At 30.3% G+C, this 20,971-nt stretch carries 17 protein-coding genes and 1 riboswitch; of the genes, 5 read left to right on the forward strand and 12 right to left on the reverse strand.

The window, feature by feature from the left end; genetic code table 11:
- Nucleotides 1–160 precede the first annotated feature (160 nt).
- Nucleotides 161–1,558, forward strand: coding sequence for a PocR ligand-binding domain-containing protein (locus LL038_RS08880; protein ID WP_216123615.1), 1,398 nt, complete (start codon nucleotides 161–163; stop codon nucleotides 1,556–1,558).
- Nucleotides 1,559–1,686: 128 nt separating this feature from the next.
- Here the strand turns inward: LL038_RS08880 and LL038_RS08885 are convergent, their stop codons facing one another.
- The 5 genes from LL038_RS08885 to LL038_RS08905 all read right to left on the reverse strand — a co-directional run bounded on the left by LL038_RS08885 (nucleotide 1,687) and on the right by LL038_RS08905 (nucleotide 10,095).
- Complete coding sequence (locus LL038_RS08885; RefSeq protein WP_216123613.1) at nucleotides 1,687–1,950, reverse strand: hypothetical protein; 264 nt, start codon at nucleotides 1,948–1,950, stop codon at nucleotides 1,687–1,689.
- A gap of 16 nt (nucleotides 1,951–1,966) precedes the next feature.
- The gene (locus LL038_RS08890) at nucleotides 1,967–3,223 is read right to left on the reverse strand and encodes a DNA polymerase Y family protein (protein WP_216123611.1); all 1,257 of its coding nucleotides are present in this window, start codon (nucleotides 3,221–3,223) and stop codon (nucleotides 1,967–1,969) included.
- A 212-nt stretch (nucleotides 3,224–3,435) separates the two neighbouring features.
- Nucleotides 3,436–7,851, reverse strand: coding sequence for a hypothetical protein (locus LL038_RS08895; protein ID WP_216123609.1), 4,416 nt, complete (start codon nucleotides 7,849–7,851; stop codon nucleotides 3,436–3,438).
- Nucleotides 7,851–8,561, reverse strand: a complete 711-nt coding sequence (locus tag LL038_RS08900) for a DUF6063 family protein (protein WP_253199881.1) — start codon at nucleotides 8,559–8,561, stop codon at nucleotides 7,851–7,853. Before LL038_RS08900 ends, LL038_RS08895 begins: the two co-directional genes overlap by 1 nt.
- Before the next feature lies 1 nt (nucleotide 8,562).
- Nucleotides 8,563–10,095 (reverse strand): hypothetical protein, encoded by a 1,533-nt coding sequence (locus LL038_RS08905; protein ID WP_216123607.1) that lies wholly within the window; start codon nucleotides 10,093–10,095, stop codon nucleotides 8,563–8,565.
- Nucleotides 10,096–10,448: 353 nt separating this feature from the next.
- Between LL038_RS08905 and LL038_RS08910 the strand changes: the two genes are divergently transcribed.
- Together LL038_RS08910 and LL038_RS08915 are read left to right on the forward strand one after the other, a co-directional pair.
- Entirely contained in the window at nucleotides 10,449–11,294 is an 846-nt protein-coding gene (locus LL038_RS08910) for a polysaccharide deacetylase family protein (protein ID WP_268056033.1), read from the forward strand.
- Nucleotides 11,295–11,347: 53 nt separating this feature from the next.
- Nucleotides 11,348–11,475: riboswitch (cyclic di-AMP (ydaO/yuaA leader) on the forward strand.
- 116 nt (nucleotides 11,476–11,591) lie between these two features.
- Nucleotides 11,592–12,125 (forward strand): cell wall hydrolase, encoded by a 534-nt coding sequence (locus LL038_RS08915; protein ID WP_216123605.1) that lies wholly within the window; start codon nucleotides 11,592–11,594, stop codon nucleotides 12,123–12,125.
- 57 nt (nucleotides 12,126–12,182) lie between these two features.
- On the opposite strand, the gene LL038_RS08920 is transcribed toward LL038_RS08915, so the two are convergent.
- From LL038_RS08920 to LL038_RS08945, 5 genes are all read right to left on the reverse strand, one after another.
- A complete protein-coding gene (locus tag LL038_RS08920) occupies nucleotides 12,183–12,593 on the reverse strand; it encodes a BRcat domain-containing protein (RefSeq protein WP_216123603.1) in 411 nt (136 codons plus the stop codon).
- 30 nt (nucleotides 12,594–12,623) lie between these two features.
- Nucleotides 12,624–13,289, reverse strand: a complete 666-nt coding sequence (locus LL038_RS08925; protein WP_290443128.1) for a DnaJ domain-containing protein — start codon at nucleotides 13,287–13,289, stop codon at nucleotides 12,624–12,626.
- Complete coding sequence (locus tag LL038_RS08930) at nucleotides 13,289–14,107, reverse strand: DUF5685 family protein (protein WP_216123602.1); 819 nt, start codon at nucleotides 14,105–14,107, stop codon at nucleotides 13,289–13,291. Before LL038_RS08930 ends, LL038_RS08925 begins: the two co-directional genes overlap by 1 nt.
- 40 nt (nucleotides 14,108–14,147) lie before the next feature.
- The gene (dnaK, locus tag LL038_RS08935; protein WP_071612445.1) at nucleotides 14,148–15,899 is read right to left on the reverse strand and encodes a molecular chaperone DnaK; all 1,752 of its coding nucleotides are present in this window, start codon (nucleotides 15,897–15,899) and stop codon (nucleotides 14,148–14,150) included.
- Between the two features lie 70 nt (nucleotides 15,900–15,969).
- Nucleotides 15,970–17,205, reverse strand: a complete 1,236-nt coding sequence (locus tag LL038_RS08945) for an ABC transporter ATP-binding protein/permease (RefSeq protein ID WP_216123599.1) — start codon at nucleotides 17,203–17,205, stop codon at nucleotides 15,970–15,972.
- Nucleotides 17,206–17,352: 147 nt separating this feature from the next.
- Between LL038_RS08945 and LL038_RS08950 the strand changes: the two genes are divergently transcribed.
- Nucleotides 17,353–18,027, forward strand: coding sequence for a response regulator transcription factor (locus LL038_RS08950; protein WP_216123595.1), 675 nt, complete (start codon nucleotides 17,353–17,355; stop codon nucleotides 18,025–18,027).
- Nucleotides 18,024–19,055: a HAMP domain-containing sensor histidine kinase gene (locus LL038_RS08955; RefSeq protein ID WP_216123594.1), complete on the forward strand. Its 1,032-nt coding sequence runs from the start codon at nucleotides 18,024–18,026 to the stop codon at nucleotides 19,053–19,055. The genes LL038_RS08950 and LL038_RS08955 overlap by 4 nt, the downstream gene beginning before the upstream one ends.
- 187 nt (nucleotides 19,056–19,242) lie before the next feature.
- Here the strand turns inward: LL038_RS08955 and LL038_RS08960 are convergent, their stop codons facing one another.
- Both LL038_RS08960 and LL038_RS08965 read right to left on the reverse strand, forming a co-directional pair.
- Nucleotides 19,243–20,460, reverse strand: a complete 1,218-nt coding sequence (locus LL038_RS08960) for an MFS transporter (RefSeq protein ID WP_216123588.1) — start codon at nucleotides 20,458–20,460, stop codon at nucleotides 19,243–19,245.
- The gene (locus LL038_RS08965; RefSeq protein ID WP_216123586.1) at nucleotides 20,453–20,893 is read right to left on the reverse strand and encodes a MarR family winged helix-turn-helix transcriptional regulator; all 441 of its coding nucleotides are present in this window, start codon (nucleotides 20,891–20,893) and stop codon (nucleotides 20,453–20,455) included. Before LL038_RS08965 ends, LL038_RS08960 begins: the two co-directional genes overlap by 8 nt.
- Nucleotides 20,894–20,971: the final 78 nt, after the last annotated feature.

Consider the following 20,971-nt stretch of genomic DNA (forward strand, 5'->3'; position numbering starts at 1 on the left):
CAACATTTTAATCTCCTAAAAAGATCTATAAGTGTTTAATTTACAATTTTGTTATTTTATTAACAATTATGTTATAATATATAGGAAATAATGAAAATTCTACTAAACAAAAAATAATTATATGATTATAAAATATACGAAAAGTTTTAGGAGGGGGAAAATGATAAATAAATCACGACTAGAAATCACAGATATTTTAGATGTTGAATTACTCCAGAAGCTTCAAGATAACTTTTCAAAAAATATGGATATTGCAAGTGTTATTGTAGATATAGATGGTAATCCTGTTACAAAACCTAGTAGATATACAAATTTTTGCACAAATTTTATTCAAAATTCAGTATTGGGGAATAATAAATGTTCAGAGTCTCATCGAAAATGTGGAGAAGGTGCTGCAAAATCAGCTAAACCATACATCTGCGCGTGTCATGCTGGTTTGATAGATTTTGCGGCTCCAATTTTAGTAAATGGAGATCATATAGGAACTATATTAGGCGGACAATTTTTAATAAACAAACCATCAACTTCAGATTTTAAAAATACAATAAAAGAATTAACTACTAGTGAAGATGGATTTTTAGAGGCACTTAGAGAAATTAATGTTATAGAAGAACAAAAATTGAAATTAGCTGTAGAAACTGTATTTATTATTGCCAATTCAATTTCACAAATGGGCTATGAGAAATTAAATCTAAAATTAGATGCAAAAAAAATGAAAAGTGATATTCTAGATCAAAACAGATTATTAGAAGCATCTAGAAAATGCAATATGGATCAATCAGAAATGTTTTCTTCTATGTCGCATGAATTAAAAACACCACTTAATATTATCTTTAGTGCATTGCAACTACTAGAAAGTAAATATGATACTAAGTCCGTAGTTCCTGATTATGAAATGTTTTCTAAATATTCAAAAGTAATGAAGCAAAATTGTTATAGATTGATAAGGCTTATTAACAATCTTATAGATATGAATAAGATTGAACTTGGTTTTTTTAAATTAGAATTGGCAAATGGAAATATTGTAAAAACTATTGAAGACATCACCCTATCTGTAGTTACTTATGCAAAAGCGAAGAAAATAACTATAGTGTTTGATACGGATATAGAAGAAAAAATAACCTCTTTTGATTCATCTAAATTTGAAAGAATAATGCTGAACCTATTATCAAATGCAATTAAATTTACTGAAGCTAAAGGTATAATAAATGTAAATATTTATAATAATGAAAACTATATACTTATAAAAATAAAAGATACAGGAATTGGAATACCACAGAACATGTTAAACAAAATTTTCAACACATATATCCAGGTTGATGATTCTCTTAGGGGGACTGTGGAAGGCAATGGAATAGGATTATCATTAGTAAAATCATTGGTAGAAATGCATGGGGGAGAAATAAGTGTTAAAAGTGAAATGGGTGTTGGAAGTGAATTTAATATCAAATTGCCTATTAAGCTCATAGAATCTCAGATGTCTCACAGAAATAAAAATTATAATATAAATGATCCTATAGAGAAAATTAAAATTGAATTTTCAGATATATATTCTTAGTTATTTTTAAAATTTTTTACTAGAAGGAATGATGAAGATAAAAATCAGTAGAATTAACTACTGTTTTTATCTTCATCATTCTTTGCCGTGTCTTTTTATAAGACACTTTGATTACATGATTTTTCACTTCAAATTTTATATAATATCCATCTACAAGTAGCAAGCTCATATTTAATCTCAAATAACTTTATAGAATTATCAATCAAACTTTGGCATTTATAAACAGTCATAATGTTACCTGCAAATCTCTGCGTATCCTTTACTATAACTTTATCTATTTTTATAACTTGCATAGGCTCATCACCTATTTGCATTCTAAACCTTACTGGTTTTATGTTTCCTTTGTTATCTGTATAAGAAACCATTTCTATAGGTAATGCTAAAACCTTCATTTATTTACTAGCCTCCTTAAAGCATTGCGCTCATTAGTGGGTATTCTTCCTCCCCATCTGCCATTCCACCACACATACTATTTAACCCTGAATGAAGAAAACAAGATCTACTAATAGCTTTAGAACCATATTTTAGCCTGATTTCATCAATTGTTTTATTAAGATTGCTATCTTTCTCATAATTAAAAGTATCAAGTAAAGAACACTGATAAAAATCATTACCACAAAAGTCTGTTATATGTACTCCCAAATGTCTTATTGGATCCCCTCTCCAAATATTGTCAAATAAACAACAAACTGTTTCATGTATTTTACGAGTAGAATCAGTTGCTACCGCCAATTTTTTCTGACGAGAATAAGATATCATATCACTTCCTCTAACACTTATACTTACTACAGTGCAACAGTTCTTCGAATCTCTTAAACGCATAGATACTGTTTCACATAATGATAACAATACTATATGAGCTGTTTCTTTATCATAAATATCATATGGAGTAGTAGTAGAATTGCCTATTCCCTTCATTTCAATGTAATTGCTCCTTCTAACCTCGGAAAATTCATTGCCATTAGCATAATTCCAAATAACTAAGCCATGACTCTTGAATTTATTCTTTAAGATTTTCAAATCATAATTTGCTAATTCTCCAATAGTATTAATGTTTAAATCATGCAATTTAGGTGTCGTTGCTCTACCCACCATAAATAGATCTTCAACTGGTAATGGCCACATTTTACTTTTAATTTCCCGGGGAAATAAAGTGTGTATTCTATTTGGTTTCTTGAAATCTGAGGCTACTTTTGCGAGCAGTTTATTATTTGATATACCTATATTTACTGTAAACCCAAGCTCTTTACTTACCCTCTCTTTTATAGTTTCAGCGAGCTTCATGTAATCTGGATACAAATGTTCCATGTTAGAAAAATCAAGAAAACTTTCATCTATACTAAACCGTTGAATTTTTGGAGTATACTGCTCAAATATTTGATGCATAGCTGCACTACACTTCATATAAAGCCAATATCTTGGTGGTACTATTATAATACTAGGACACTTCGCCCTAGCACTATATAAAGTCTCTCCCGTGTGAATATCGAATTTTTTAGCTGGAATTGATTTTGTTAAAACAATACCGTGCCTGCTTTCTTCATCTCCGCCTATTACTGAAGGAACCAATCTTAGATCTAATGACCCACCTCGCTGAAGTCTATAAGCAGCTTCCCATGATAAATAAGCGCTATTAGCATCTATATGAAATATTAATCTACTCATAAACCTCTTCCTTTCTTTAATCTTTATTTCAAAACAACAGAACATATGTTCGTAATACTATTATATACTACTTTCTTGTTTTTTAGAAGTAAATTTATAAACCTTTTTTAGAAATATATGTATTTCGTAGCATTTATACAATAAAAAAAGAGCCTATTTGGCTCTCTCTAACTGTCCTTTAATGGTTTATGATTCTATATTATTTTTATTTGTTAAAATAATTCAAATCCCATCTGCTCATGTTCTATTTTTTTAAATTCAACCTGCTCCACGCAGACCTGACTTCTTACCTCCATTACTACCGTCTGCTGCTTATTGCCAATAAGTTTTTGACCAAGTATATAATTCACATCAAACCTTCCAGAGATAGCAGGCGTAGCACCACGTGCTGGCACAATGAGCTGCACATTATTTGTTTTTAAAAACTCAAATATAGGTTCCCAAATGTATATGTCTTTGGCTGCTCCAAATGGATTATCTATAAATATAGTTTTTCTTAATTTATTATTATCAGCATTAAAGGAATTTATATTTTTAATATAATTAATGATGGATATTAAGAATTGAATATATATTCCTTGTGACTGACCTGTACTACCAACTGCCTGCTCATATTCTAATATTTTACTTTGCTCTGATATCTGCTCTCTTTTGTAAAGCTTTAAAGCTATTTTATTCATGTCTGTTACAATAACAGAAAAAAGCCTTTTAAGAGCTAATTGATTCTTAATATATTTTATTTTATCTAAATTATCACCCATATTATCAACATTTCTTATTATCTCTTCTATATACAAAGACATATGGAACTTTTGCTGTTCTTCCTTAACATAGGGTAGCTGAAGACTAACCATTTGTATTATCTCATTATTTAAATTTAATCTTGATAACCGTGGTAATCTATCAAGCTCTGTTTTCACATCTCTGCAACGTTGGAGACATTGATTTTGAAAATTATCTTTTATTTGCTCCATATCTTTAGTATCATTTTCTATTTTTCCCTTTTGAAGATATATAAGTTCTTTAATACTTTCTAAATTTTCTATAAGCACCCTGCACTCCGTAGTTAAAACAGGAACATTAATGCTTTTCAAAAATTCTTCGGCTAAATCAAAAGCTCCCATTTCTTTAAGAGTTTTTATGTTTTTTTCTTTATTACTTTCAAAATTTGCTCCACTGCTTTTTTCTTTAATGCAAACTTTATCAAAGTCCTTTTCTAAACTTTCGTAATAACTTTTTATGTCTTGAGTGTCCTCTAACATGTCATTTGTTTTATCTTTAGAAATATTACTAGATCTTAGAACTACTTCAATATTAACTATAATATCTTTTAATTTCTCAATAACTTTATTAATCTTAATTTGCAATGTTAAAAGTTCTGCTTTTTTCAAAGCAAGTTTTTCTCTTTTGTGAGTATTGTCCTCTTCAAATTGTTGAAATTTAAAGACTTCAATTTCAATAGCTACATATTCACCAAAATTCTTTGAAAAACTATCTTCTAATAGTTCAATTTTCCCACAAATATTACTTCTCTCTAATGTATACTTTTGAACATCTTTATTAACCATTTCTTGCTTTTCTTTTAATATTTTATGTTCTTCTTTTAATCCTTTTAATTCTTCCTGCTTTGTTACTGAAATCTCATTTCTATTTTTAAGTTCATAAAGCTTATCTATAGAATATTCTCTATTATCAATTTCACTCCTATCTTTATCCATATTGCTTTGATAATTTTGTAGAAGTTGATCTTTGTCTTTTATATCTGAATTTTTTTCTTCTAATGCTTTTTTACTTCCTCTAAATTTCGCATCTATTTCATCATCAGTTATATTTAATTCTTCATATTTATCGTTTATGTAATATGTTTTATACATTTTAGTCCATTCATCATTTACTTCATCTATTTCTACCTTTAAGTGACTATTTATCTCAAGTTCATTTTTTTGCTTACTTTCTTCCGTTATCATTTGTTTTTTTATTTCCATATGCTTCAAGTTTAAAGAATTTAAACTTTCTACAAATTTCCGGAATTTATTTTCTTCCAAATCCAAGTTATCTAAATTAATCTTTAATTCTTCAATATTCTTTAAATCTCCATCTAGAATAGTTATCTTATCTTCTAAATCTATGTTTTCTAAATTGATGTTTTTCATCTTGAGTTCAAGTCCATCTATAGCTTTACTACAAACTATCCTTTCATTTTCTAAAAAAAGCTTTTCAGAATTTAATTTAGTACAATCCTCTTTAATCAAACCGATTTTATTGTCATAGGAAAACTTGAACTCTTTAATATATGTATTATCTGTTTTTAAGGTTTCTTCATTTCTTTTAAGAAGGTCCAGGTTACTTCTTATCTCTGATATCTCTCTCCCTATTTTATCTTTTTCCTCTTTTATTTTCTCTGAATTTATAAATTTCGACCTATCTTTTACGACAAAATCCAGACCATTAATATTAAAGTCAAAATCATCTTTAATAGTCTCTAAGCTAATAATTGGAATAACATAGTTACCAAAATCACAATCCTTAAACTTTTCATCCTTAAGAAGCTTATTAAAATTATAAGTTACAATAATAGAGTATGGTAAAAAAGGTATCTTACTTAAAAGCATTTCTTTTTCCTCTATTGAGAGGTCCTGAAGATATTCTATGCCTAGGATTCCGTCCTCATTATAGTTCCTATTAATATATTTTTTCACTTTTAATATTTCTTTAGTTGTTGGCATTGGTTTATCCTCATCTAACTGAGTATAATAATCTAATGATTGTTGTAATTCCTGCTCCTGTGCAAGTATTGTTCTAAGCAACTCTTTATATTTAATTTCTAGACTATTACTTAAAGATAAAACATCCTGGGCCTCATAAACTTCTAATAATTTATTGACCTTAATTTTATCTATGTCATACTTCTTAATTAAATCATTATATTCTACTATTTTGCCTTGAATTGAAGTTATTTTTTCTTCATTTTTAGCAATATCAATTCTGTAGTTACTATTTTTTAACATTGAAGAATCAAATATATATTTATTATCTTTTATTTTTAGTAGAGTTTGTGATCTATCCAGATCAATTTTTTTAATATCAACATCTATATCCCCTATGATCATAATGTTAAGCTTACTTCTAAGGCCTTTAACCTTTTGATTTAGTGAATTAAGCCTTTCTTTTGATTGTAATATGTTGCTTTTAGAAACAGCTATTTTATTATCAATATCCCTTTCTAACCTAACAAATTCTTTTACTTTACTTGACAAGTCATAAACTTTACTTATGGATTCAGTTAACTTATTATTTAACTGCTTAAGTTTAATCTCATCTCTATTTTTTTTATTATATGCTAATATATTTAAATCTGATGTTAAAGTTTCATTGGCTTTAAATATATTATCAATTACCTCTTTTATTTCAGAATATTTGCCTTTATTTTCTAGAAAGTCTACGAAATAATTTTTAACTTGTCTAAAATCAATTTCATTATAAACATTGTCAACTTTAATCTTAACATTTTTAAAGTTTTCTTGTGAATTTTCAAGCTCACCTTGTCTTATATTCAACTGATTTTTCATGATTTGTAGCTTTATAGTTTGGATGTTCTTTTCTGTTTCCTTATCTTCTTTATCAATGTTATTTGTTTCTGCCTCTATTAAATTAAGTTCTTCATATTTGCTTTTTATATTGTTTCCCAGAGTATTGTAAGTTTTTACAATAGCATCTTCGATTTTACCCTTTTCATCATATACATTAACAAGTGTTTTAGTCCTAATAATAAAATCGTTAACAACACCCGCCTGTCTATCGTAATTTGAGATTTCTTTTTTCTTTTCAGATAACTCTATGATTTTATCTTTAATATCCAAAAGAGTTTTTGCCATTTCTTCTTCATCATTTACCTTATTCGTTTTAGCCATAAAAGCTTTTTGAATAATCTTTTCTATAAGTAAGTCCTCGACGACCTTTCTTGATGTCCTATAATTTTCTTCAAAGTAACCTCTCACATGACCCTCAGTCTTATTTATTCCCCTAATAATTTCCCATTCGCTTTCGTATAAACCATGTTCACTAATAAACCTTTGATATTCTCCCTTTCTATCCTCAAAGATACCCGAAACCACAACAAAAGAATTATCACTTTGGAGAGTCCTTAATTGTTTTTTTAATCCACCATAGGTTATTCTTTCTTTATTGTCTTGAAGTGGCAAATTATTTATATCATTTTCATTATAAGTATTATAAAATATACAGTAATTAAAATAATCAAAAGATGTTGTGTCTTTTTTATTTTCAATATTTCCAGAGGTTTCCGTACCTTTCCTAGCACAAAAACCTGTAGTCATATACTTATATCCTGATTTATCTCCATCATCTAATCGCCATTCAATTAGTGAATGAATAACATTACTAGAATCTTTGCCCCTAAAGAGTTTTTCTATAGGTTGCTTGTCATCTAAATGACAGTTTGGTATAAGATTTTGCATGAGCAATAACATTAAAAGGCTTTTACCCCCACCATTTGCAAGGTCATACAAAGTATTGCTACAAGAAAGTTCCATTTTAAAATCATCATATGTTTGAGTGCCATTATTATATTTAACATTGTTTATTCTTATCCTGTTTATTTGCGGCATTAATTAAGTCCTCCTTCTGACATTATCGCGTAAAGCCTACCTCTGAAGTCTTCAAAATAGTTTTCTATAAGTGCCTTAAATCTATCACTGGCATAATACCGTTCCTCTACCTCAATAAAAAGATTCTGCTCTTTTAGAAAATTAAATACAATTTTTATATACCCTAACTTCGAGCTTTTATATGCTCTAGCATTTACTGATAAATCAGTTGAGTGAGTTAAAGGGAGTTCATCCCACAAAAGAGCTATAACATTAAAACTATTTTCCTCAAGTTCGTTTTTCACTATTACATCCAATTTACTGATAATACTTGAAAATGAGCCATCAACGCTCCGCAGAACATCCTCACTTTTTATATATTCTTGAAATGTGTAACTTGAAGAATCTTTATAAAACAGTGTAATAATATTATAAATAATAAAATAACACATATATAATTCTTTATTAACCTTAAGGCCTAACATCTTCCTTAATTCCTCATTAGTATAACCAAACACCTTATTCTTTTCTCCAGCCGTAATAAATAAAGCACCCTTATATTGATATAAAGTTAAATTTAGCTTCTCAATCATGCTACCAAATATATTATACATTTCAATGTTTGAATTGTATTCCTCGTATAAGTCTGTATTTTCGCTGTTGCTTACATTCTCGCCAGTAATAAGCTTTGCAAATAGTTCAAGGGCTTTCTCCATATTCCAGTTATCCAATTCACTTCACCCTTTCAAATTTTATATTGGTAATTTTAAAGAAAGATGATATTTCTATTACATCCTCAGGCATTGGTATTAGTCTAAATTTAAGACCTATAAACTCATAACGATTTTCAGGTGTTAATAAATTAATTATTATTTTATCAAAGATAGTTTTTTCGTCGACGTCAAGCTTAGATAAATCATAATAATTTTTTTGCGCAATATGCAGTATAAATGAATAATAATCTCCATTTTTTAATATATCTCCTTTAAACTTACCTGCTAAATACAAATTAAACTCTCTTAAGGAAAATTGACCTTTATCCAAAAGAAATTTCATTAATAAATTCATAAATATTATGAAATTAGAAGCTATTCTTTCATCCTCTATGTCGTCAAGTGATATATATTCTGTTTCTTCATAAGTTGTAACCTCTTCAACATCTTCCTCATTATTGGGTCTGTAGGTTAAAAGCTCATCTGTACTTTTTAAATTAAAAGTCTTATTAAACTTTATCTTTAAAAGCGGATTCATAAGATAAGCTAGAAGTCCAACATTATCCAAAAGTAGAGTCCTTTGATAAACGGTTTTAAAATCAAAAGACATTCTAAGTTTATTTAATGTTACCTTTCTAATAATTTCATCTGATTTTATCTTAAGGTCAGTAGAAGAATTTAAAAGTGCACTATGCTTTGAAATAGCTCGTTTAATCTCAGTTTCTAGATTATAAATATATTCCCTATTTTTTAAGAAATCCTCAGTGTCGTGACTTTCATTTTCCTCCATCCTCTCAAGAGCAATTTCTATTAGTTTCCTATTCTTATCAAATAGACCTTGTTCTTCATCAAACCACTTCATACTATTAATAAAAAGTTCATCTGTTGCCTTTATTCCATCAGCAACGTTGTAACTCAAAATATTCAAGATCTCATTCTTTCTTTGCATTAGTTTACTAACTTCATTATTAATACGTTTTACAACTTCAATACCACCTTTAAAATTCTTAGACTCAATCATTTTAGAGAGCAGTATCTGTTGAATACTTATTTTGCTCTCATCCTTTATCTCCTTTGTATCAAGGTAAAACTCAATAGCCTCAGATGTTATATAATACCGTATTGTATTGTCTGATATTTTGGATTCAATTAATTTGATCCTAGATGACATCTGCTTTTTTTGAGCAGGGTCAAAATAATTATACGAAAAAGGTTTTCCATCATTTATAATTTTTTCGAAAATATAATTTACAAGTAAACTATTCTCTTTTTCATCCAGGTACAAATTATAATCTCGTTTTAAAATTTCTGTAGTAAACCTATAAAACTTTTCAAAAGAAACCCCTATATCATTAAAATTATTTTCTTCTATAAATAATCTTAACGTTGCTACTACTATGTACCCCATATCAATAAAATTGTATTTACCTTCCTTAAATAGGTCTAAAGATATCTCCCTAATCTTAAAAAAAGGGTAATACTTTTTTAGGTTTTGCATCCTTTCATTATGTTCACTTATTATCTCATCCATATAATCAAATTCATTATTCAAAATCTATCCACTCCTGATCTATATCTATTAATGCAATTGCACTTCCATATATTCCTTCTAGCATGAGGTTCTTCCTTTCTTTAGATCGTATATAATCTACTTATATTATAAAGCATATGGTTGTTTTTTTCATTAATAATTATATATATGTTTTAAGGGACCCTCAAAAACAATATATAATTTTGGAATCAAATAAAAATCTACTAGTAAATAATCTTTCGGATGTGGATAACTTCCGTTTATGACATAAAAATGACATTTTAGGAAGTTTTACTTGTATTATGGTTTTTTATAAGGCATTATGTAGATAAAGCTTACTAAAATTTAAATAATGAAATGATTGGTGATAAATTGTGATAAATATTGAAAAAAGAAAAAAAAGAAGAATAAGAATTATAAAAAGAAGAAGATTTGGTTTAATAATATCAGTTATAGTTGTTCTGTCATGTTTAATATTTTATATTAATAGCAATAGTAAAGTAAAGAAAGTCCTTCCTGCTAATGCAGAAAACAGCTTAAAAAAAAGTGTAGTAACACCAAAAAAAGTGACTTTAAAACCAAAGTTAAAACCACCAACCGCAGATTTTTATAAACATATTTATAAGTCAGATGGACATAAAGTAGCCTATCTTACTTTTGATGATGGGCCTTCTGACAACAATACTCCTGTGATTTTAAAGACTTTAGATAAATATAATATAAAGGCAACTTTTTTTATAGTGGGTAATATGGCAATAAAATATCCTGATTTGGTAAAAAAAGAATTAACAGCTGGTCACTCCATTGGGAACCATTCATATTCACATAATTATAATTATATTTACTCTAACACTAACACTTTTATAAGTGATATTAACAAATGTGATACTATATTAAAATCAATCCTTGGTAGTAATTTCAGTACTAAGTTAGTAAGATTTCCAGGCGGATCATTTGGTGGAAAACTAAAACCTTTTAGAGAATCACTTAATAGTGCTGGATACAATTATGTTGATTGGAATGATTTAACTGGTGATGCAGAGGGACAAAATATCCCAGTATCTAAATTACTAAGTAACCTAAAAGAGAATACTGAGGGAAAAGACCATGTAGTTATTTTAATGCATGATTTCTTTACGAAATCAACAACTGCCCAAGCATTACCACAAGTTATTGAATATTTAAAATCTCAAAAATATTCATTTAAAACACTTAATTAAATGATACCATAAGAAAATAGCTAAAGTTGACATTTTTTACGAGCTGTACTATTATATCAGAGTAGCCGAATCTTCTAAAAGAAGTACCGGGGATTTAATTTTGGGGTGAAACTTAATTCACAAAGTTGGGTACCTCTACCCTAACCCGTCAACTAACCTGGAAGGCATTAGGAGGAACTAATTATTAAATTTAAAAGTCATAAATCAATTTTATTAACATCAGCATTAACAATTGGTATTTCAATAATTTCATCACAAAATATATTTGCAGCTACCTTAACAACTAAGAATTATACTGTGAAAAGTGGAGATACTTTATCTAAAATAGCGCAAACATATAAGGAATCATTAACTACTCTAAGGAAAGCTAATAACAAATGGAATGATTCTATTTTTCCTGGACAAGTTCTCAAGGTTTCAGTAACAACTAGCGCTACTGTAAAAAAAACTGTATCTAGTTTAAAGGCTGTAGCACCAAGTGCAAAAAAATACACAGCAAGCGATTTGAACTTACTAGCTAGATTAATAACTGCAGAAGCAGGCGGAGAGTCATATATTGCGCAGGTTGCTGTGGGAGCAGTAGTTATGAATAGGGTTAAGAGCAGTGAATTTCCAAATTCAATTAGTGCTGTAATTAATCAAAAGTATAACGGTTCTTACCAATTTACCTGTGTACAAAATGGCAACATTAAAAGACCTGCACCTGCAAGTGATGTTAAAGCTGCACTTGCAGCAATTAATGGAACTAATCCAATAAAAAATGCATTATTTTTTAATAATGGCATTAAAAAATCAGGTTCCATAAAAATCGGTAATATGATATTTATGTAATTCTATGAAATAAGAACCCTTTTTATACTAAATATAAAAAGGGTTCTTATTTTATACTTATCCTAGAATTCGAAGTTCAAATTCCTTATTGCAACTAGGACATTTAACTGTATGTTTTCCCCTCAATCGTTTCAAACGAAGCATCTTCTTGCAATGTGGACATTTGCGAAAACGATGTGTTTTAATTTCTTTAATTCTTCGAAGCTCAAAAGACCCTTTTGATTTAATAGGTTTAAAAAATTTCATAAATTTTTCATTTTCTCTGCTTCTTTTGTAAGTATTTCGCGACAACGCTCTGAAAATAATCAAAATCAGAATAAGCGACATCAAATAGCTAATAATAGTGGACTTGATAAAAGTATTAGCAACTATCAAAACAAAATATGCCATAATCGAAGCCGTATACAATTGATCTGTACCATATCTGCCATACATAAATTGTGCTAACTTATTTTTAAAATTTCCCATTCTACTCACTCCTTCTTAATACCTTTGTAATCAGCACCCACAGAACATTTTTGCAAAACAAATAGCTAAACATATCCTATTAAAACTGATTGTTGGCATACCAAAATCCTGGCTTCGTTGCTCATACGCACGACCACCATTTTGTATTTGATTTAATAATCTTTGATATTCAAGATTGTTTGGCTCCATTTGCACTGCTGTTTTTGCGTGATTTAGTGTTGTAATTGTATTGCCTAACCCTGAGTTAGCAATTGCACTGTAATAGTACCAATTTGCATTCCTAGTTGTGATATCGTTAAGCACATTAAGTGCCTCATTATAATATCCAGCATTCAAATAACTAGTAACCGAATCAAATTCGGAATATTCATGTCTTTGATTCTGACCACCATTAAAAGAACCAAATCCTTCAAAAGGGTTGAAGTCTCTAAATGGATTCTCTCCCCCATAAGAACTATTCCCATTACCATATGAACTTTGGTTACTAGAAGCTCCTCCACTATTATTTTGGGTAGTTTTCCCTCTTTTTATCTGTTCGTAAGCAGCGTTAATCTCACTCATTTTTCTTGTGGCATCAGCATCTCCTTGATTCAAATCTGGATGGTATTTTTTCGCTAGTTTGCGATAAGCTTTAGTAATTTCTTCCTTCGAATCAGTTGAAGAAACACCAAGCACTTCGTAAGGATCAGATATCATTATTTGTGCACCCCTTTTGTCTTGTTTTTTTCTTCTTCATACTTTGTCCAAACACCTGAATATAAGATATTTTCAATCAATCCCTTGTCTTGGCTAATTGGTAAATCTTTATAATTTTCGATGCAGTCAGACATAAGCAGATTTAAAATATCATAAAAATTTTCAGACGATGACATAATCATCGGATTATAGCGCTCATTTTTTATATCAGATTTTAAATCCATACAACCATCCATTATATAAATAAACTTACCTAGCGATGTTCCAAATGTTCGTAATTTATTCGCATATTCATCTTCTCTTAAAACGAAAATTTCGCCCATTAGTTCCCCAAAACAATTTGCAGGAACATCTGGGTTAAGCTCTCCTGATTTTTCTAATTCGTAAAGCTCGCAAAGACACTTGCTAATTACCTTGCATTGATTTGGATATTGCCTTTCAATACGCTTATATTGACGTTCAAACAGTTTTGCCGCACTTAGTGAGAGTATATTTTTATCATCTGTCCAATCGTCAAGAAACTTGTAATAGGCAAGTACAACATTCATGTCAGCAGCATACTTCGTAATTTCATTTAGGTAATATTCGTGTGACTTAAAAGGATGAATGATGCATCTCTCAGTTTGCATTTGAGTATCTGTCTTATAAATTGCTGAAAGAAATAAGACAAGAAAAGTCATGTCATAAGTAAGTGTGAAACGGCTTATTATTCCGCTTCTAGTTCCTAAAGTCTTACATAATCCGCAATAAAAAGCTCTATATTTTTTTTTCTCTTCAAGTGTTAACTTATCCACATTTACCACTACATAACCAAACATACTCTTCACCCGCCTTATTTATATACTTCACCTACAACTTTTATTTTTCATTATTACTTGTGGTATCTGAAATATCATCATGTGGACCTTTCTGATCCATTTCTTCTAACACTTTGGATAACTCATTTACGGCTTCAACCATTTGAGTTTTATCTTTGCTCTTCAATGCTTTCTTGGTGTTTTTAACAGATTCTTTTATCACTAAGCTATCATTTTTATCAAGCTTTTTCATAACTACTGATGCCTTATAAATTAACTGTTCCGCCTGATCTTTTATTGTGGCTTCTTCTTTATTTTTTGCATCCTCGCTAGAAAACTGCTTTGCATCAAGAATAGCTTGATCAATTTCAGACTGACTAAGGTTTGAAGTAGCAGTAATATTAATGTTTTGTTCTTTGCCAGTTCCCAAATCTTTCGCAGATACATTTACAATACCATTTGCATCAATACTAAATGATACCTCAATTTGTGGAACGCCTCTTAATGCACGGCGAATACCTTTTAGTTTAAATTTACCTAATGTTTTATTATGAGATGCCATTTCACGTTCACCCTGCAAAACATGAATTTCAACAGATGTTTGAAAATTACCGCTAGTAGTGAAAACTTGGCTCCTTTTTATTGGAAGCGTTGTGTTACGATCAATAATTCTCGAAAAAACTCCTCCCATAGTTTCGATGCCTAGAGAAAGTGGTGTTACATCCAAAAGTAATAAGCCTTTTACAACACCTACAAGGACCCCACCTTGAAATGCAGCACCCATAGCAACACATTCATCAGGATTAATACCTTTAAACGGTTCTTTGCCTATAAACTTTTTAACACTTGCTTGTACTGCTGGAATACGACTAGACCCTCCCACAAGTAAAACCTTGCTGATTTCTGATATACTGAGCCCAGAATCACGCATTGCTTGATGCATCGGATCCATTGTGGCCTCCACAAGTTTCATTGTAAGTTCATCAAATTTTGCCCTTGTTAATGTAATATTCATATGTACTGGGCCTGACTTATTTGAAGTAATAAATGGAAGATTTACCTCAGTTGATGTCATACCGCTCAGTTCAACTTTTGCTATTTCTGCCGCTTCCTTTACACGTTGCATAGCAGTAGGGTCTTTCTTAATATTAAAATGGTTTTCCTTTTTAAATTCATCTGCAAGATAATCAACCACGCAGCTATCAAAATCATCACCGCCTAAACGATTATTTCCTGCAGTAGCAAGTACTTCAATAACTCCATTATTGATATCAAGAATAGACACATCAAATGTGCCTCCTCCAAAATCGTACACAATGACTTTTTGAGGTGTTTCTTTATCTACACCATAAGCAACTGCAGCAGCTGTTGGCTCGTTAATGATTCGTTGTACATTTAAGCCAGCAATTTTACCTGCATCTTTAGTTGCTTGCCTTTGTGCATCTGTGAAATATGCAGGTACTGTAATTACAGCATCACTTACAGTTTCGCCAAGATAGCTTTCTGCATCAGTTTTAAGTTTTTGAAGTATCATTGCAGAAAGTTCTTGTGGTGAATACTTCTTACCATCAATATTAGCCCTGTAGTCGCTACCCATTTCACGCTTTATGGAGCTTATTGTACGCTCATGATTGGTAACTATCTGATGTTTTGCAGGCTCACCTATTAAACGTTCACCTGTTTTAGAAAATGCAATTATGGATGGAGTTGTGCGACCACCCTCTGCATTAGGGATTATGACAGCCTCCCCCCCTTCCATTACAGCCACGCAAGAATTTGTTGTACCTAAATCAATACCTATTACTTTAGACATAATGTCCTCTCCTTTATATTATAAAATATTTTCTTTCAAATAATGTATGGTCCGATAATTTTTATATTAATTAGCTATTTTTTAACTCAAGAAAGTAATCTTTCTTTGCTGCAATTATTGAAGGAATAAAACCTGCCATAAGGTGAACTACCATACTGATTATAACAATCACCATCCAGGAAGTCGCAGGCAATTTGAAAATCCCTAAAACACATATAATGCAAAAGCCTATTACATCGGAAACAAAACCAACAATAAGTGTTTCGGCATTAAAAATAAGGAAAACATCTTTCCTCGAAACACCAATGCTACGTAATACACCTATTTCCTTAGTCCTCTCAAAAGCAGAAATATATATGCTAGTACCAATAATAATTAAAGATATTCCAAGTGAAATTAATGCAAATACAATTAATTTGTACCTAGTTTTAATCATATATGGAGTAGCACCTCTTAAAAGCATTAAGATAAGTGCAATTCCCATGATACCACTGCTTGCAATAATTGAAGTAATAAAAGTTTTTCCTTTTTTGCTCATCAAGCTGTTAACACTTAAGGACAAAGCGGTTAATAAACTCATAGAAGTTTTTTTACCTTTTTCATTCCTTGTCGGCTTTTCTACAACCACATGATAAGGATTAGAATCATAAATTACATTACCGTCAAAAAGTTTTATAATTCTTGTCGAATACTTCTGTGCAATCTCCAAGTCATTGGTAACCATGATAACCAGTTTATCCTTTGAAATTTCTTTTAAGATTTCCATGATTTTTATACTTGTTTCTAAGTCAAGCGTTTTCGTTGGCTCATCTGCAATCAAAACATCTGGATTATTTACAAGTGCTCTTGCAATTGTAACACGCTTAATCTCATCATAGGACATTTGATTTGGCTTTTTATTAAACTTATCACAAATACCAACTTTTTTTAGAGCTGCAATTGCCCTTGCACGGCGCTCAAGTTTTGGTACACCAGAAAGTTTCATAGTAAGCTCGACATTTGCAAGTGCAGTCTCATGCGAAATCAGCTTATAGCTTTGAAGCATCAAGCCAATAGAATTATTGCGAAAGGCGTCCCAATCTCTATTTGAAAATTCCTTTGTGGATTTTCCATTTATAGATAAATTACCACTTGTATATATATCAAGCCCGCAAATAATGTTTAATATAGTTGTTTTCCCACAATTTGTTGGTCCCAATATAGATACCAATTCCTTCTCTCTGAAGTCAATATTTATACCTTTTAAGGCTTTTATTCTTGTATTTCCTGCTGTGTATTCTTTTACAATGTTTTTAAGAATCAGCATTCAATAGACTCCTTTCTTCTATATTATACCTTTAATTATATATTACTAATATTAACTGAATATAAACTGAGGCTAAAATTGAAAAAAAACCTATTTACAATAAATTGATAAACTATCATAATATAAGGATAAGAAGGGGGCTTTCAAATGTTTCAAATCTTGGTTGTAGAAGATGATAAAAATACAAGAAAATTAATGGAAGAGGTATTGCTTCAAAATGGTTATAAAGTAATTCTTGCTAGTGACGGCATAGACGCCCTTGATAAAATGGATAATCATCATGTTGATTTGATTGTTCTCGATATTATGATGCCACGTATGAATGGTTATGAATTAACGGTCACGCTACGCAGCTGTAACAATACACTACCAATATTAATGGTAACAGCTAAAGAAACGCATGCTGATAAAAAGGAAGGTTTTATTGTAGGAACAGATGATTATATGGTTAAGCCTATTGACGAAGAGGAGATGATTCTTCGAATTATAGCACTACTTCGTCGCTCTAAAATCGTAAATGAACATAAACTTACAGTTGGAAAAACTATTTTAAATTACGATGCACTTACTGTTTTTCAAAATGATAATACTGCTGAATTACCAAATAAAGAATTCATGTTATTATACAAATTGTTGGCCTATCAAAATAAAATTTTTACCAGGCGAAGTTTGATGGATGAAATATGGGATATGAGCTCTGGTACGGATGAACGCACGGTAGATGTTCACATAAATCGTTTGCGTGACCGATTTAAAGGTAATTCTGATTTTGAAATTATCACAGTTCGCGGACTTGGTTACAAGGCGGTGACAAAAACATGAATAGAATAAAATCTCTAAAAATCACAATGGTATTTCTTGTATTTTGCATTATGATATCTGCAGGATTATTAACCTGGTTATGTTTTCTTTTTTTGTATTCAGCTGGTATTTTTGCAATTCCTGCACTTGCACCAATTATTTCTCAGTTAATAGCATTGTTTGTTAGCATAGTTATAGGAACTTCAATTTCAGCTGTAGCAAGTGAAAACATATTAAAACCCCTTAATCAACTGATTAAGGCAACTAAAGTAGTATCTACGGGAGATTTTAGCGTTCGTGTACAAGAACTCAACTCTAGATCCGAAATAGCGGATTTACTTAGAAATTTTAATCATATGACAGAAGAGCTAGGCAGTATAGAAATGTTTCGTAATGATTTTATTAATAACTTTTCTCATGAATTTAAGACACCAATTGTTTCAATTCGTGGATTTGCAAAGCAACTAAAAAATGATAATCTTTCAGCAGTAAAGCGAAAGGAATACACTGATATTATTATAAATGAATCTGAAAGGCTAACTAATATGTCTGCAAATATTCTGGTCCTTACCAAATTTGAAAATCAACGAATTATTACGGATCAAACAGAATATGAACTGGATGAACAAATTAGAAATTGTATAATACTTCTTGAAAATCAATGGAGCACAAAGAATATAGAAATCAACCTTAATTTAGAGACTATTAAGATTTATGGAAATATTGAGATGCTCTCACATCTTTGGATAAATCTCATTGAAAACGCAATAAAAAACTCCAAGGATAACGGCAATATAACAATCGAATGCCATGAAACCCTTGATGATATTGCGTTTAAAATAAGCAATGATGGTAATGGCATGGATGATAATACATTAAAGCATATTTTCGATAAATTTTATCAAGGAGATAGATCACACACATCACCAGGTAATGGGCTTGGCCTTTCAATCGTTAAACGAATTGTAGAACTTAGCAGTGGTGAAATCGCAGTGGAAAGCAAAATCAATCAAGGTACAACATTCACTGTAAAGCTACCCAAAATCTAATCATCTTTTATGTACTTCTCTCGTCCTATGGGGTTATGACAATATTATGGCATAGGCCTTTTCTTATCCAGCAATCTTATAAATCAAGATATAATCTACTCAAAAGAGCTACTAAAATATATAAAAATATACTTCAGTAGCTCCTATACTTGACTATCGACTCTAATCAATTATAAAATAATTTTCTCTATACCCATACTTCCATTTCTTCAATTTCAATTAAATGCTGCTGTATAGATGCTGCTTTTTTTCCATGTATAAAATAGTATAAAAAGATAGACAAAAACACAATAGTAGCTAGCATCATGTACATTCCACGAAAACCAACCATAGGTACAATAGTTCCTATTAATAAAGGACCAACGCCTATTCCTGCATCCATCATAATGAAAAATGTTGAAGTAGCAAGTCCTATCCTATGCTTGGGTGATACTTTTACCGCAATGGCTTGGGTACAAGTATAGACAGTTCCATAACCAAGACCTATTAATGCTCCTGCTAACAAAAAACTGAAACCATTACTAGCTTGACTAATTAATGCTAAACCCAAAACAAATAATATTAGTGAAGGATACATCACAGTATTATCCCCTTGGCAATCCAGTAACTTACCCGTAAGTGGTCTTGAAATAAGACAAACTGCAGAATATACAAGGAAAAAGAAACTCGCTGCTTGTGTTAAATTAATTTCGAGTGCATATGAATTAATATAAGACAGAATTCCCGAGTAAGCTATACCCATAATAAATGCAACAATTGAAATAGGACTAGCTTTTTTTTCAAAGAAATCATGCAATTTAAATCCTTTCATACCATCAATCTGCTCCTTTGTTAATTTTGCTTCAGGAATTTTTGCAAATAAAATAACAACAATACTGATTAGTGAAAAAGCAGTACAAGCAACAAATATCGAATCAAACTTTGCATGTTGAGTAATATAGAGTCCTAAGAAAGGTCCAATTGCCGATGCAAGAGTTATACTTAATGAATAGTAACTTGTCCCTTCTCCACGACGTTCCCTAGGCATAATATCCATTATAGCTGTTGCCATTGCTGTAGCTGCAATACCAAAAACTGCTCCATGTATAAAACGAACAACTAATAATAAATTCAAATTATCTGCTGTAAAATATGATATAGACGTTATTAAGAATAAAATTAAGCCTGTAAATAATAATTTTCTACGTCCAATTATTTCGATATATTTTCCTACTAGAATACGTGAAAAAAGTGCACCAATGACGAACATACTAGAAGCAAGTCCAGCTTGGCTTTGTGAAGCCCTAAATTGCTTAATAGCATAAACAGTAAGTGTGGTCATTAATAAGTAAAAAGTTAGATAAACAAAAAATGTAGTTACAGTAATAATTGTAAAATCTTTAGTCCATAGTTTTGATTTATTCATTTTTTCCTCCAGGTTCATTATTTATATTGTTCTTTATCTTAAGTAAGACTTTAAATGTAGTTTCTAGCTCCTCCTTTGAAATACCCTTCATAGCATTTTCTTCAAACTCTACTGCAATTTCATACCCTAAAACATATGCTTCTTCCCCTAAATCACTTAGTTTGATTCTTCTTTCTCTCTTATCTTTTCCTGACACTTCTTCGATAAATTCACACTTTTTCAGACGATATACGCCGCGAGTAACCGACGATTTTTCTACACTTAAATAATTAGCAATTTCTACAAGCGTAGAAGGCCCAACTTCTTTTAGAAAACGCATAATTCTCCACTGAGAATGATGAAGGTTATGTATAATACTTTCTTTATTGAAATTGCTAACAACAGTTCTAGAAAGTTTTAAAAGTTGATGAAAAAACTCATAATAATATTTCAAAAAATCACCTTCTTTAAAATGATTGCCTATGCAACTATATATTATCTCTGATAAAATGTCAATTAAAAAGTCAATAGG

Source organism: Clostridium estertheticum (assembly GCF_026650985.1).
In the GTDB taxonomy this organism is placed as follows: Bacteria; Bacillota; Clostridia; order Clostridiales; family Clostridiaceae; genus Clostridium_AD; species Clostridium_AD estertheticum_C.

What these genes read in the sequence shown, in the direction of transcription:
- LL038_RS08880 (WP_216123615.1), top strand. Translation starts at nt 161, where the DNA reads ATGATAAATAAATCACGACTAGAAATCACAGATATTTTAGATGTTGAA.
- LL038_RS08885 (WP_216123613.1), bottom strand. Translation starts at nt 1,950, where the DNA reads ATGAAGGTTTTAGCATTACCTATAGAAATGGTTTCTTATACAGATAAC.
- LL038_RS08890 (WP_216123611.1), bottom strand. Translation starts at nt 3,223, where the DNA reads ATGAGTAGATTAATATTTCATATAGATGCTAATAGCGCTTATTTATCA.
- LL038_RS08895 (WP_216123609.1), bottom strand. Translation starts at nt 7,851, where the DNA reads ATGCCGCAAATAAACAGGATAAGAATAAACAATGTTAAATATAATAAT.
- LL038_RS08920 (WP_216123603.1), bottom strand. Translation starts at nt 12,593, where the DNA reads ATGGGAAATTTTAAAAATAAGTTAGCACAATTTATGTATGGCAGATAT.
- LL038_RS08925 (WP_290443128.1), bottom strand. Translation starts at nt 13,289, where the DNA reads ATGATATCTGATCCTTACGAAGTGCTTGGTGTTTCTTCAACTGATTCG.
- LL038_RS08930 (WP_216123602.1), bottom strand. Translation starts at nt 14,107, where the DNA reads ATGTTTGGTTATGTAGTGGTAAATGTGGATAAGTTAACACTTGAAGAG.
- dnaK (WP_071612445.1), bottom strand. Translation starts at nt 15,899, where the DNA reads ATGTCTAAAGTAATAGGTATTGATTTAGGTACAACAAATTCTTGCGTG.
- LL038_RS08945 (WP_216123599.1), bottom strand. Translation starts at nt 17,205, where the DNA reads ATGCTGATTCTTAAAAACATTGTAAAAGAATACACAGCAGGAAATACA.
- LL038_RS08950 (WP_216123595.1), top strand. Translation starts at nt 17,353, where the DNA reads ATGTTTCAAATCTTGGTTGTAGAAGATGATAAAAATACAAGAAAATTA.
- LL038_RS08955 (WP_216123594.1), top strand. Translation starts at nt 18,024, where the DNA reads ATGAATAGAATAAAATCTCTAAAAATCACAATGGTATTTCTTGTATTT.
- LL038_RS08960 (WP_216123588.1), bottom strand. Translation starts at nt 20,460, where the DNA reads ATGAATAAATCAAAACTATGGACTAAAGATTTTACAATTATTACTGTA.